We start from the raw sequence: 13,036 nt of genomic DNA on the forward strand, positions 1-13,036 counted from the left end.
CCTTCAGGCGATGACGGCGGCGAGCGGGGCGAGCTCCGGCAGCTCCGCCGCCTCCGCCAGCACCTCCTTGAGCACGGTGTCGTGCGTGGGGCTCGCTTGGCCGAGCAGCTCCCGCCCCGCCGAGGTGACCTCGGTGTAGATGCCCCTGCGATCGTCCTCGCACAGGTAGCGGGACAGCAGCCCGCGGTTCTCCAGCCGTGTCACCAGCCGTGTGGTGGCGCTCTGGCTCAGCACGACCGCGCGGGCGAGCTGCTGCATGCGCATGTGCCAGCCGTCCTGGCGGCCCAGCACGTCGAGCACGGTGTACTCGCTCACGCTCAGGTCGTGCTCCTTCTGCAGAGCCCTCTCCAGCCGGTCCTCGATCCTGGCGTGCAGCGCGGCGAGCGTGCGCCAGCCCTGGGCGCGCGCCTCGACGGCGTCATCGGCTAGCGGCATGTGACACCTTCCCGGACAAGCTTGTATGGTGAGTTAGTCGGCGCGTGCAAATAATGTCTACGCCTACTAACGTCGTCTGAGGAGTATTCTATGCCACTCGCCCTGTTCGCCCTGGCGATCAGCGCCTTCGGCATCGGCACCACCGAGTTCATCATCAACGGGCTGCTGCCGGAGCTGGCCGCGGACTTCGCCGTCACGATCCCGGCCGCCGGTCTGCTCGTGTCCGGCTACGCCCTGGGCGTGGCCATCGGCGGGCCGCCGTTGACCATGCTCGGCGGCCGGTTGTCCCGCAAGACCATGCTGCTGTCGCTGATGGTGCTGTTCATCGTGGGCAACCTGCTCTCCGCGCTCGCGCCCTCGTACGCCGTGCTCATGGTCGGCCGGTTCCTGTCCGCGTTCGCGCACGGCGCCTACTTCGGCGTCGGATCCGTGGTGGCCGCCGACCTGGTCGCCCCGCAGAAGCGGGCCAGCGCCATCGCGCTCATGTTCACCGGGCTGACCCTGGCGAACGTCCTCGGGGTGCCGCTCGGCACCTGGATCGGGCAGGCGTTCGGCTGGCGGGCGACGTTCTGGGTCGTGGTGGTCATCGGCGTCGCCGGCCTCGTCGGCGTGCTCGCCCTGGTGCCCGCCCAGCCGCGTCCCGAGGGCGGTGGCCTGCTGCGTGAGCTGGTGACCTTCCGCAAGGGTGGCGTCTGGCTGGCGCTGGCCATGACCGTGTTCGGGTTCGCGCCGGTGTTCGCGGTGATCACCTTCATCTCGCCGATCATGACGAGCGTCGGCGGATTCTCCCCCGGTGCGGTGCCGGTCGTCATGGCGCTGTTCGGGGTGGGTCTCGTGGTCGGCAACCTGATCGGCGGCCGGCTCGCCGACCGGGCCGTCATGCCGAGCATCTACGGCTCGGTGGCCCTGCTCACGCTGCTGGGTGTGGTCCTCGCTCTGGTGGCGGGCAACCAGGTCGCGTTCATCGTCACGATCACGCTGTTCGGGGTGGCCGCCTTCGCGACCGTGCCGCCGCTGCAGACCCGGGTCCTGGACGCCGCCGCGGGTGCTCCGACGCTGGCCTCCGCGGCCAACATCGGCGCCTTCAACCTGGGCAACGCGATCGGGTCGTTCGTGGCGGGGCTGACGATCGACGCGGGCTTCGGCTACACGGCTCCGGCCTGGACGGCCGCACTGCTCGGCCTGACCGGGCTCGCGGTGGCGGGACTCGCCGGTGCGCAGGCCCGCCGCCATCTCGTCCCGGCCGCCTGACGATCCTGTGGGCCTGACGGTCCCGCGGGCCGCCCGATCGCGGGCCGGCTGAGCCGGGGGCCGGTACGCATCGCGCGCCGGCCCCGGCTCAGCCGAACAACTCGTCCACGCTCTGCGCGGTCACCGCCCTGACGGTCCAGCGGTCGAGCAGGCTCTGGTCCGTGCACGCCTGGATGCGGGCCCGAGCCTCCTCGGGGATCGCGATGCGGCGTGCGTCGAGGAATCCCAGGATCAGCTGGGCCGGCGTCCTGTCCGGCCCGCCTCTGTATTCATGTGCTCCAGCCACCGGCCAAATCCTACAGAGCGCGGCCGGAACATGACGGGGAGTTGCTAGACCCGGCCGGATTCGTGAGCGAGCAGCCACTCCTTGACCGGCACGCCGTAGTAGTAGCCGCCGTAGCCGCCCGAGCCGGGCAGCACGCGGTGGCAGGGGACGAAGGGGGCGATCAGGTTCTGGGAGCAGGCCGACCCGGCCGCGCGGGCCGCCGTCCTGGGCAGGCCGGCGCGTTCGGCCAGCTCGGCGTACGAGACCGTGGTGCCCGGCTTGACCTCGCGCAGCGCCTCGTGCAGGCGCTTACGGGTCGGCGTGCCTGGCTGCTCGACCGGAACGGCGTCCAGCGCCAGGAGGTCGCCGTCCAGATAGTCGCGTACGGCCTGGGCGGCGAGGCCGAGGTCGTCGACCACGTCCAGGCCCTCGGCCTGCAACGCGGGTGACAGCCGGACGAACATGTCCGAGGGGTCGGCGGTGAAGCCGGCCGCGACCAGCACGCCGTCACGGCACAGCAGGGACAGCGGGCCGATGGGCGTCGGCAGGACCTGGGCGTCGATCATGAGGAACTCCAGAGATGCAGGGCGGCGTAGGCCCGCCAGGGCCGCCACCGCTCGATGTGGTCTTCGGGAATGCCCAGGCAGGCCATGCGCTTGTTGAGCACCAGGTCGCCGATGGGCCAGGCGTCGGGGTCGCGCAGCGCGCGCAGCGCGACATAGCTGGCGGTCCAGGGGCCGATGCCGGGGACGTCGAGCAGCTCCGCCACGGCCTCGGCCGGATCCTGGCCGCCGTCGAGGTCGATCCGGCCCTCGGAGACGGCGATGGCCAGCTCCTTGAGCGTCGAGACGCGGCGGTTGGTGAGCCCCAGCCCCGAGAGGTCCGCCGCGAGCAGCTCCGTGGCGCTGGGGAACAGGTGGGTCAGCCCAGGTGCCGGGCCCTCGACGGGCCGGCCGGCCCGCTCGGTGATCCGGCCGAGCATGGTGCGGGCGCCCGCGACGGAGATCTGCTGGCCCACGACCGCGCGTACGGCCAGCTCGAACCCGTCGAACGCGCCCGGCACCCGCAGCCCGGGCCGGGACTCGACGAGCCGGCTCAGCGAGGTCTCGGCCAGCGCGGTCGCGATGGCGTCGGGGTCGGCATCGAGATCGAGCAGGCGGCGGCAGCGGGCCACGATGCGGGCCAGTTGCCGGGTGTCGTCCACGGCGACGTCGAGCGCGATGTGGCCGGACTCGGGGGTGAGCGTGATCGTCCCGCCAGGGACAGTCCGGCTGTAGGACGCCGGGCTCGCCACCTCAAGGCCGGGGATCGCGCGCGAGGCCAGGAACGAGAACACGCCCTCCATGTCGTACGGCTCCCGCCGGTGCAGGCGCAGCCGGAGCCGCGCGGGCCCCGCCACGACCTCGACCGCCGGTGGCGCCGTGGCGGACAGGCCGCCCGCCGTCGCGCGGAGCTCGCTGGGCGTGAACCCGTACGTCTCCCGCATCGTCGCGTTGAACTGCCGCACGCTCCCGAACCCGGCCGCGAACGCCACCTCGGTGACCGGAAGCCGCGTCTCCGTCAGCAACTGCTTGGCGAGCAGCAGCCGCTTGGTCCTGGCCACCGCCAGCGGCCCCACGCCGAGCTCGGCCACGAACAGCCGGTGCAGGTGCCGCTCGGTGATGTGCAGCCGCCTGGCCAGCCCCGCCACGCCCTGCTCGTCGGCGGCCCCGTCGTCGATCAGCCGCAGCGCCCGCCCGATGAGGTCGCCGCGCAGGTCCCACCCCGGATCGCCGGGGGAGAGCTCCGGGCGGCAGCGCTTGCACGGGCGGAAGCCCGCCGCCTCCGCCGACGCCGCGTGGCGGTAGAACCGCACGTTGCGCGAGGCCGGCGTGCGGGCCGGGCAGATCGGCCGGCAGTAGATCCGCGTCGAGGTCACCGCCGTGTAGAAACGCCCGTCGAATCGGGCGTCCCGGGCTGAGACCGCCCGGTAGCAGGAGTCGAAATCGAGCTCAAGTGGCGACATGACAACGAGCGTATGCGTTCGCCCAGCCCCCCGACTGGCGGAAATCAGACCTGACCGTAAAAATGCTGGTCAGCAGGTCAAAGCCGCTGACCAGCGGAAATCAGACCTCACTTCGACGAGACGCCCACACCCAGGTCGAACTCCCGGTACACGCGCGCCCAGAACCCGTCACGCAGCCACACCCGCGCCTCGGGGAACGGCCGCAGCGAGTGGCCGAGCTCCTTCTCCGCCTCGATGAGCAGCTCCGTGTCGATGACCGTCGGCAGGATCGGCCCCGGCAGCAGGTCGCGGATGTTGTCGCGGCCACGCGTGAGGATCCACTTCTGTGCCACGTGCTCGCCCACGTCCTCGACCCGCGGCCTGTTGGGCCCGAGCTTGGCCACCTGGCCGGGCTTGACGTGCGGTTTGACGGGCGCGCGCCCGGCGAACACCTGCGCGGGCGACGGAGCGGTCACCGGCGGGGCGACCGGAACGGGCTGCGGAGCACGGCTGAAAAAGGGCCTCAGGAAATCAGCAGTGATCACTTCCACGGTGTCGGACTCCCACACCAGGCGCTCGGCCTGGTTGGTGCCGTACGGCGGCTCGACGCCCCACAAGTGGATGCGCACTCCGTACGCCTGCGCCGCCTCGACGGCGGGCACCATGTCCTCGTCTCCGGCTAGCAAGATCGTGTCAGTTACCGCATGGTGCCTGGCCAGCGCCTCCAGGTCACTCCTGATCTGCGCGTCCACGCCTTTCTGCTGGCCACGGGCGTTCAGGTTGCCAAGCCGTACCTTGACCCAGGGCAACTGGGCGATGACCCGCTGATCGACGGTCGGCACACGGTCACGAGCGGCGTCATACCAATAGATCCGCAGAAGTTCGCCAGATATACGTTCCAGCGCATGTTTCTGTAGACTCTGGATCAGCTCATCGGCGGCAACTCGATATTCTTTGCGCTCCTTGGCGCCCAGCAGCACTTCGCCTGCGGCAGCATAGAGATAACCGACGTCCACCAGGACGGCGTACTTCGCTGCCACAGCATGCGGCATGAGGTCTGGGATGGCCATGTGTCCTCCAGGCCGCGGTTAGTTGATCGGCTGACTATATACGCCTACTTTCTCTAGATAGTCCCAACTCCTCGAGAACTTGACACCCGATTCCCGGGATCTATCTAGGGTAGGGCGCTCATCCGCCAAGCCGACTTCCCCGGTACGACTGGCTTACGCATCACTCTCGCAGGGTTTCGCCATGTTTGACTTCGCGGTGCGGCGGGCGGTTCCGGCGCGGACCGCCGGGTGGCGAGGACGGCCACGAGGGCGGCGATCTCCTCCGGCGTGGCGTCACCGCGCACGATCCTCAGCTGGGCGCTCATAGCGGGATGTTCCCATGCTTCTTCGGCGGCAGCGAGGCCCGCTTGTTCCGCAGCGCGCGCAGCGCCTTGACGACCTGAGCGCGTGTCTCGGCAGGTCTGATCACCGCGTCGACATAGCCGCGTTCGGCCGCGATGTACGGGTTGGCCAGCGTGTCCTCATACTCGGTCACCAGCCTGGCCCGCTCGGCGTCGGCGTCGTCGCCCGCCGCGGCCAGCTCGCGCCGGTAGAGGATGTTGACGGCGCCCTGCGCGCCCATGACCGCGATCTGCGCCGTGGGCCAGGCCAGGTTGACGTCCGCGCCCAGGTGTTTGGAGCCCATGACGTCGTACGCGCCGCCGTACGCCTTGCGGGTGATCACCGTGACGAGCGGCACGGTGGCCTCGGCGTAGGCGTAGAGGAGCTTGGCGCCGCGGCGGATGATTCCGTTCCATTCCTGATCGGTCCCTGGGAGGAATCCCGGTACATCGACAAAAGTCAGGATAGGAATATTAAAAGCATCACATGTTCGAATAAATCTGGCTGCCTTCTCGGAGGCGTTGATATCCAGGCAGCCGGCGAAATGCATCGGCTGGTTGGCCACCACGCCCACCGACTGCCCGTCCACCCGGCCGTAGCCGACCACCACGTTCGGCGCGAACAGCGCGTGGACCTCCAGGAACTCACCGTCGTCGAGCACGTGCTCGATGACCCGGTGCATGTCGTAGGGCTGGTTCGCCGAGTCCGGGATCAGCTCGTCGAGCTCGGGAACCGGCTCCAGGTCCCCGGCGCCCTCGAAGACCGGCGCCTCGTCCAGGTTGTTGGACGGCAGGTAGGACAGCAGCGCCTTGACGTAGTCGAGCGCGTCGTTCTCGTCCGTGGCCTGGTAGTGGGCCACGCCGGACTTGGTGTTGTGCGTGTGTGCGCCGCCGAGCTCCTCGAAGGTGACCTCCTCGCCGGTCACGGTCTTGATCACGTCCGGGCCGGTGATGAACATCTGCGACGTCTGGTCGACCATCACCACGAAGTCGGTCAGCGCGGGGGAGTAGACGTGCCCACCGGCCGCCGCGCCCATGATGAGCGAGATCTGCGGGATCACGCCCGAGGCGTGCACGTTCCGCTTGAAGATCTCCGCGTAGAGCCCGAGCGCGACCACGCCCTCCTGGATGCGGGCGCCGCCGCCCTCGTTGATGCCGATGATCGGGCAGCCGGTCCGCAGTGCCAGGTCGAGCACCTTGACGATCTTCTCGCCGTAGACCTCGCCGAGCGAGCCGCCGAACACGGTCACGTCCTGCGAGAACACGCACACCTGGCGCCCGTCGATGGTGCCGTAACCGGTGATCACGCCGTCCCCGTACGGCCGCCTGCTCTCCAGCCCGAACATCGTGGACCGGTGCCTGGCGAACTCGTCGAACTCCACGAACGAGTCCTCGTCGAGCAGCGCCAGCACCCGCTCCCGCGCCGTCATCTTGCCTTTGGCGTGCTGTTTGTCCACGGCGGCCGCGGAGCCGGCGTGCACGGCCTCGTCAAGCCGGCGTTCCAGGTCGGCGATCTTGCCCGCGGTGGTGTGGATGTCCGGCGGGTCCGGTAGGGCCTCGGCAGCGCTCATGCGCGCAAGATTAACCCGCCTCCTAGAGTGGATCCATGACGGAGGCGGTTCACACGCACGGCCTTTTCAAGAGATACGGCCCACAGATCGCGGTGGCCGGCATCGACCTGGTGGTCCCGGCAGGCAGCTTCGCCGGGCTCGTCGGCCCCAACGGCGCCGGCAAGACGACCTCACTCAGCATGATCACCGGCCTGCTCCGCCCCGACGGGGGCCAGGCCGAGATCGACGGCTTCGACGTGTGGCGCGATCCCGTCGCGGTCAAGGCCCGCATCGGCGTGCTGCCCGAGGGGCTGCGGCTGTTCGAGCGGCTGTCGGGCCGCGAGCTGCTCCTGTACAACGGCAGGCTGCGCGGCATCTCCAAGGCCGATGTCGCGCAGCGCGCCGAAGAGCTGCTGCACGTGATGGACCTGGCCGACGCCGCCGACAAGCTCGTCGTCGACTACTCCACCGGCATGCGCAAGAAGATCGGCCTGGCGGCGGCGCTGCTGCACAACCCGTCGGTGCTCTTCCTCGACGAGCCGTTCGAGGGCGTCGACCCCGTCAGCGCCAACACGCTCACCGAGGTGCTCCGGCGCTTCACCGCGTCGGGCTCGACCGTCATCTTCTCCAGCCACGTGATGGATCTCGTCGAACGGCTCTGCGACTGGGTGTCGGTGATGAGCGCCGGGCACATCGTGGCCCAGGGCCCGCTGGAGCTGGTGCGTGAGGGACGCAGCCTCAACCAGGCCTTCCTGGAGCTGGTCGGCGGCTCGCGTGACAACGGCGACTCGGGCCTGACCTGGCTCGGCCGGGGTAAGGAGCCTGCGTGAGCACGGTCGCGCTCTTCGCCCAGCTCAAGCTCCGGTTGCTGGCCGGCAACCTCCGCGGCGACCTGCAGCGCCAGCTCGGCTTCGTCCTCACCCTCATCATGTCCGTGTTCGTGAGCGTCATCGGCTTCCTGCTCATGAGCCTGCTCCGGCTGGCCTCGCACGACACGGCCGCGTCGATCGTCGTCGTGGTCTTCTCGGCCATGCTGATCGGCTGGATGATCGTGCCGCTGCTGGCGTTCGGCCTGGACGACACGCTCGACCCGGCGCGTCTGTCGCTGTTCCCGCTGCCCACGCACCGGCTCGCGGTCGGCATGTTCACCGCCTCCGCCACCGGCGTCTGGCCGCTGGCCACGCTGATCGTCACGACGGGCGCCCTGGTGGGGCTCGCCACCGGCGTCGGCGGCGTGCTGCTCGGGATCGTCGCCGTGCTCCTGCAGTTCGCGCTCTGCCTGGTCGCCTCCAGGCTGGTCACCACCGCGCTGTCCAGCGCGCTGCGCACCCGGCGCGGCCGGGACGTGCTGGCCGTGGCCGCGATCTTCGTCGTCGTGCTCGCGCAGCTGCCGAACCTCGTGCTCAACGGCAACCTCGGCGACCCGGCGGAGATGCTGCGCGGGGCGGCGGCGATCCTCAGATGGACGCCCTCGGGCATGGCCGCGCACGCCATGGCCGACGGCGGCCTGACCGGCCTGGCCGAGCTCGTCGCCGTGGCCCTCGTGGTGGTCGTGGCCGGCTGGCTGTGGATCAAGGCGCTGAGCCGGGCCCTGGTCACACCCGACGCCTCCACCCGCGCCGCCTCCGTACGCCGGGAAAGCGGGCTGATCGACCGGTTCCTGCCGGACGGGCCGCTGGCCGCCGTGGTCACCAAGGAGCTCAAGTACATCAGGCGCGAACCCCGCTCCCGGGTCGGCTGGTTCTCCTCCGTCGTGGTGGCCGTCGTGCTGGGGTTCTCGGTCACCCGTTCCCTGGAGACCGGGGCGTGGCTCCCGATCCTGCTCACCGCGTCGGCCGGGATGATGATCGCTCTGCAGTCGGCCAACTCGTTCGGCATCGACGGCCGCTCGCTCTGGATGAACGCCGTCGCCACCGGCTCCGAGCGCGGGCTCAGCACCGATCTGGCCGGGCGCCACCTGGCCGCCGCGGTGATCGCGACGCCGCTGCTCGTCGTGATCGCCACCGTCGCCGGACTGCTCGCCGGGCACCCTGAGGGGATCGCACCGGCGGTGCTGACCGGCCTGGGGGCGCTCGGAATTGGGTTCGGCGTCGGCTCCGTGACCAGTGTCGTCATCCCCTACACCGTGCCCGACCGGATGAACGCCTTCACCGGGGCCGCGCCGGGGCAGGGCGGGCAGGCGTTCGTCTCCGGCATGGGCGCGCTGCTGGGCGTCAGCGCCCTGTCGCTGCCGTTCGTGGTGCCGCTGTTTTTCGGGCTCTTCTGGGTGTCCGTGTTCGCGCCGTTCTACGGGCTGCTGGCCGAGGCGCTGGGGCGGCGGCTCGGCGCGAAGATCGGGTTCGCCCGGCTCCCCGAGCTGCTCGCCGCGGTGTCCCAGGCCACCTGATCAATGGTCTAGTCCAATACGTGAGACCGCCTTACGGTCTTTCGGGGCTTGTGGATACCTTTGAAGCATGATTGACCAGGGGATTGAGCGTCGCAGTGCCGCGGTCACCGAAATGCCCGATGAGCTGCGTCAGGACGTGCGGTTGCTCGGCAAGCTGCTCGGGCAGGTGATCGCCGAGCAGGGCGGCGAGGATCTGCTGGCCGATGTCGAACGCCTGCGTAAGGCCGTGATCGCGGCACGCAGGGGTGAGGTCACCGGCGACGAGATCACGGCCATGGTCGCCGAGTGGGAGATCGACCGGGCGGTGCAGATCGCCCGCGCGTTCACCTGTTACTTCCATCTGGCCAACCTGGCCGAGGAGCACTACCGCATCCGCATCCTGCGCGAGCGTGACACCGAGGGCCGGGTCGAGCGGGAGTCGCTGGCGCAGGCCGTACAAGAGCTGGGCAACGAGCGCGTCACCGAGCTGGTCAAGGGGCTGGAGCTGCACCCGGTTCTGACCGCGCACCCGACGGAGGCGCGCAGGCGCGCGGTCGTCACCGCGATCCAGCGGGTCAGCGGCCAGCTCACCGAGTACAACGCGGCCGGTCGCGGCGCCTCCGAGCGCGCTGAGAGCCGGCGCCGGATGCTGGAGGAGATCGACCTGCTGTGGCGTACGGCCCAGCTGCGCTCCACCAAGCTCGACCCGCTCGACGAGGTACGGACGGCCATGGCCGCCTTCGACGAGACGCTGTTCCGCATGGTGCCGCAGGTCTACCGCTCGCTCGACGCGGCGCTCGGCGACGGCACCGGCACCCGCCCGCCGCTGGCCAGACCCTTCATCCGCTACGGCAGCTGGATCGGCGGCGACCGCGACGGCAACCCCAACGTGACCGCCAAGGTCACCCGCGAGACCGTCCAGATCCAGTCCGACCACGTGCTGACCGCGCTGGAGACGGCCTGCACGCGCATAGCCCGCACGCTCACCCCGGCCGAACAGTTCGCGCCGCCTTCGCCGGAGCTCAAGACAGCGCTGGCCGCGGCCGTCGACGCCCACCCCGAGGTGGTCTCGGTGATGGCCACCCGCTCGCCGAGCGAGCCGCACCGGCAGTGGCTGCTGTTCGTGGCCGCCCGCATCGCCGCCACCCTCCGCCGCGACCTCGACCTCGCCTACCGCGCACCGGCCGAGCTGCTGGCCGACCTGCGCCTGGTCCAGGATTCGCTCGCCGAGCACGCCGCACGGCAGGCGTACGGCGAGCTGCAGCACCTCATCTGGCAGGTCGAGACGTTCGGCTTCCACCTGGCCGAGCTGGAGGTACGCCAGCACTCCGAGGTGCACGCGGCGGCGCTGGCGGAGATCAGGGCCGGCGGCGAGCTGTCGGAGCGCACCGAGGAGGTGCTGGCCACGATCCGGGTGATCGCCTGGATCCAGGAGCGGTTCGGCGTCACGGCCTGCTCCCGCTACGTCGTCTCCTTCACCCGCTCCGCCGCCGACATCGCCGCGGTCTACGAGCTGGCCGAGCACGCGCTCGGCCGGCGCGCGCCCGTGCTCGACGTGGTGCCGCTGTTCGAGTCGGGCCAGGACCTGGCCAACTCCCCGGCCGTGCTGTCCGGCATGCTGGAGCTGCCCCAGATGCGCGAGCGGCTGGCCGCCACCGGCAGGCGCATGGAGATCATGCTCGGCTACTCCGACTCGGCCAAGGAGCTCGGCCCGGCCGCCGCGACGCTCCGCCTGTACGAGGCGCAGGAGCAGCTGACCGCCTGGGCGGTGGAGCACGACGTGAAGCTGCGCATGTTCCACGGCCGTGGCGGCGCGCTCGGCCGTGGCGGCGGCCCCGCCAACCGCGCGGTGCTCGCCCAGGCGCCCGGCTCGGTCGCCGGCCGCTTCAAGGTCACCGAGCAGGGCGAGGTCATCTTCGCCCGCTACGGCCACATCGCCATCGCCCGCCGCCACCTGGAGCAGGTCACGAACGCGGTGCTGATGGCCTCCTCGCCGTCGATCGGCTCCCGCACCGCCGCCGCGGCCGACCGCTTCCGCCCGCTCGCCGAGAAGGTGGCCACGGCCTCGGAGCAGGCGTACCGCGCGCTCACCGAGGACCCCGGCTTCCCCGAATGGTTCTCCCTGGTCAGCCCGCTGGAGGAGATCGGCTCCCTGCGCCTCGGCTCCCGCCCCGCCCGCCGCGGCCTCGGCGCCCCCCGCTCGCTCGACGACCTGCGCGCCATCCCCTGGGTCTTCGCCTGGGCCCAGACCCGGGTCAACCTGCCCGGCTGGTACGGCCTGGGCACCGGCCTGGCCTCGGTGGGCTCGCTCGACGAGCTGAAGGCCGCCTACGCCGAATGGCCGCTGTTCAACGCCCTGCTCGACAACGCGGAGATGTCGCTGGCCAAGACCGACAGATCGATCGCCGAACGCTACCTGGCACTCGGCGGCCGGGACGACTTCGCCCGCCAGGTCCTGGAGGAGTACGACCGGACCCGCACCCTGGTGCTCCAGGTCACGGGACACACCCGGTTGCTGGAGAACCGCAAGGTCCTGTCCCGCGCCGTCCAGCTCCGCGACCCGTACGTGGACGCCCTGTCCCACCTGCAACTCCGCGCCCTGACGGCCATGCGCACCGGCACCCCGTCCGACCGGGAGCGCGAGCGCCTGTCGACGCTGCTCCTGCTCTCGGTCAACGGGGTGGCGGCGGGCCTGCAGAACACCGGCTGAGGTTCAGCCGAGGCTCTCGAAGAAGGCGCGGATGTCGGCGGTGAGGGCCTCCGTGGCGGTGTGGGCCGTGTAGTGGCCGTGGGCCGGGGCGGGCAGGGTCTTCCAGGAGACGATGCCGGTGTGGTCGCGCTCGGCGAAGGCGCGGATGGACTTGAAGTCGCCCTCCGACATGGCCAGCGCGGTCGGCACGGTGGTCGGCTCCTTGGGGTGCTCGGCGCGGGCGTTCTCCCAGTACAGGCGGAGGGCCGAGCCGGCCGTGCCGGTGAACCAGTGGATCGCCGCGTTGGTCAGCACGAAGTCGTCGTCGAGGTCCTCGTCGAAGAGCTGGGCGAGCCAGCCGACCAGCCCGGCGGGTGAGTCGGTGATCGCGTGGGCGAGCGTCTGCGGCTGCTGGGACTGCAGGACGTTGAAAGCGCCCTTCTCCTTCCAGAACCAGTCGAGTACGGCCAGCCCGGCCTGGTCCTCCTCGCTCAGGTTCGCGAACTCGGCCGGGTCACCGGAGGGGAAGGAGAACACCTGCGTCACATGGACGCCGACGACGCGGTCAGGGGCGAGCCGGCCGATCTCCGGCGAGATCATCGAGCCGGCGTCGTTGCCCACCGCGCCGTAACGCTCGTAGCCGAGGCGGGCCATCAGCTCGATCCACGCCTTGGCGATGCGCTGGTTGTCCCAGCCCAGCTCGGTGGTCGGCCCCGAGAAGCCGTAGCCCGGCAGCGACGGCACGACGAGGTGGAAGTGGCGCGACAGCGGCTCGATGGCGTTGAGGTACTCGACGATCGAGCCCGGCCAGCCGTGCGTGAGGATCAGGGGCAGGGCGTCGGGGTTGTCCGAGCGGACGTGGATGAAGTGGATGTTCTGCCCGTCGATCTCGGTGGTGAACTGCGGGTAGGCGTTGAGCCTGGCCTCCTGCGCCCGCCAGTCGAAGCCGTCGAGCCAGTGGCTGACCAGCCGCAGAACCCGCTCGACGCGCACGCCCTGGTCGGCGCCGCCGATCTCGTCGGTGAAGCGGGTCATGGCGAGGCGGGTCCGCAGGTCGTCGAGGTCGGCCTGGGGGATCTCGATGCGGAAGGGGTGAACGCTCATCGC

The 13,036-nt window shown here is 70.6% G+C and carries 12 protein-coding genes; 4 read left to right on the forward strand and 8 right to left on the reverse strand.

The features are described from left to right. Window positions 1–3 precede the first annotated feature (3 nt). On the reverse strand, window positions 4–435 hold the full coding sequence (locus tag ACGFNP_RS57180; protein WP_393333036.1) for a MarR family winged helix-turn-helix transcriptional regulator: 432 nt from the start codon (window positions 433–435) through the stop codon (window positions 4–6). A 90-nt stretch (window positions 436–525) separates the two neighbouring features. Between ACGFNP_RS57180 and ACGFNP_RS57185 the strand changes: the two genes are divergently transcribed. Continuing rightward, window positions 526–1,686 (forward strand): MFS transporter, encoded by a 1,161-nt coding sequence (locus tag ACGFNP_RS57185; protein WP_393333039.1) that lies wholly within the window; start codon window positions 526–528, stop codon window positions 1,684–1,686. A gap of 88 nt (window positions 1,687–1,774) precedes the next feature. Here ACGFNP_RS57185 and ACGFNP_RS57190 read toward each other — a convergent pair whose 3' ends face one another. The 6 genes from ACGFNP_RS57190 to ACGFNP_RS57215 all read right to left on the reverse strand — a co-directional run bounded on the left by ACGFNP_RS57190 (window position 1,775) and on the right by ACGFNP_RS57215 (window position 6,896). Further along, complete coding sequence (locus ACGFNP_RS57190; RefSeq protein WP_358329905.1) at window positions 1,775–1,972, reverse strand: hypothetical protein; 198 nt, start codon at window positions 1,970–1,972, stop codon at window positions 1,775–1,777. 44 nt (window positions 1,973–2,016) lie between these two features. Further along, a complete protein-coding gene (locus ACGFNP_RS57195; protein ID WP_358329902.1) occupies window positions 2,017–2,517 on the reverse strand; it encodes a methylated-DNA--[protein]-cysteine S-methyltransferase in 501 nt (166 codons plus the stop codon). Further along, entirely contained in the window at window positions 2,514–3,956 is a 1,443-nt protein-coding gene (locus ACGFNP_RS57200; RefSeq protein ID WP_393333042.1) for an AlkA N-terminal domain-containing protein, read from the reverse strand. The genes ACGFNP_RS57195 and ACGFNP_RS57200 overlap by 4 nt, the downstream gene beginning before the upstream one ends. Window positions 3,957–4,063: 107 nt before the next feature. Beyond that, complete coding sequence (locus ACGFNP_RS57205) at window positions 4,064–5,005, reverse strand: NYN domain-containing protein (protein WP_219537365.1); 942 nt, start codon at window positions 5,003–5,005, stop codon at window positions 4,064–4,066. A 104-nt stretch (window positions 5,006–5,109) separates the two neighbouring features. Next, the gene (locus ACGFNP_RS57210) at window positions 5,110–5,310 is read right to left on the reverse strand and encodes an acyl-CoA carboxylase subunit epsilon (protein ID WP_358329896.1); all 201 of its coding nucleotides are present in this window, start codon (window positions 5,308–5,310) and stop codon (window positions 5,110–5,112) included. Then, on the reverse strand, window positions 5,307–6,896 hold the full coding sequence (locus tag ACGFNP_RS57215; RefSeq protein ID WP_358329893.1) for an acyl-CoA carboxylase subunit beta: 1,590 nt from the start codon (window positions 6,894–6,896) through the stop codon (window positions 5,307–5,309). The genes ACGFNP_RS57210 and ACGFNP_RS57215 overlap by 4 nt, the downstream gene beginning before the upstream one ends. Window positions 6,897–6,931: 35 nt before the next feature. Between ACGFNP_RS57215 and ACGFNP_RS57220 the strand changes: the two genes are divergently transcribed. The 3 genes from ACGFNP_RS57220 (at window position 6,932) to ACGFNP_RS57230 (ending at window position 11,950) form a co-directional block, all read left to right on the forward strand. Continuing rightward, entirely contained in the window at window positions 6,932–7,705 is a 774-nt protein-coding gene (locus ACGFNP_RS57220; protein ID WP_358329890.1) for an ABC transporter ATP-binding protein, read from the forward strand. Further along, window positions 7,702–9,261: a hypothetical protein gene (locus ACGFNP_RS57225; RefSeq protein WP_393333048.1), complete on the forward strand. Its 1,560-nt coding sequence runs from the start codon at window positions 7,702–7,704 to the stop codon at window positions 9,259–9,261. The genes ACGFNP_RS57220 and ACGFNP_RS57225 overlap by 4 nt, the downstream gene beginning before the upstream one ends. 67 nt (window positions 9,262–9,328) lie before the next feature. Next, window positions 9,329–11,950, forward strand: a complete 2,622-nt coding sequence (locus tag ACGFNP_RS57230) for a phosphoenolpyruvate carboxylase (protein ID WP_393333051.1) — start codon at window positions 9,329–9,331, stop codon at window positions 11,948–11,950. A gap of 3 nt (window positions 11,951–11,953) precedes the next feature. On the opposite strand, the gene ACGFNP_RS57235 is transcribed toward ACGFNP_RS57230, so the two are convergent. Beyond that, entirely contained in the window at window positions 11,954–13,033 is a 1,080-nt protein-coding gene (locus ACGFNP_RS57235) for an epoxide hydrolase family protein (protein WP_358329883.1), read from the reverse strand. Between the last annotated feature and the right edge of the window lie 3 nt (window positions 13,034–13,036).

It is taken from the genome of Nonomuraea sp. NPDC049269, assembly GCF_043197155.1.
Taxonomy (GTDB): domain Bacteria; phylum Actinomycetota; class Actinomycetes; order Streptosporangiales; family Streptosporangiaceae; genus Nonomuraea.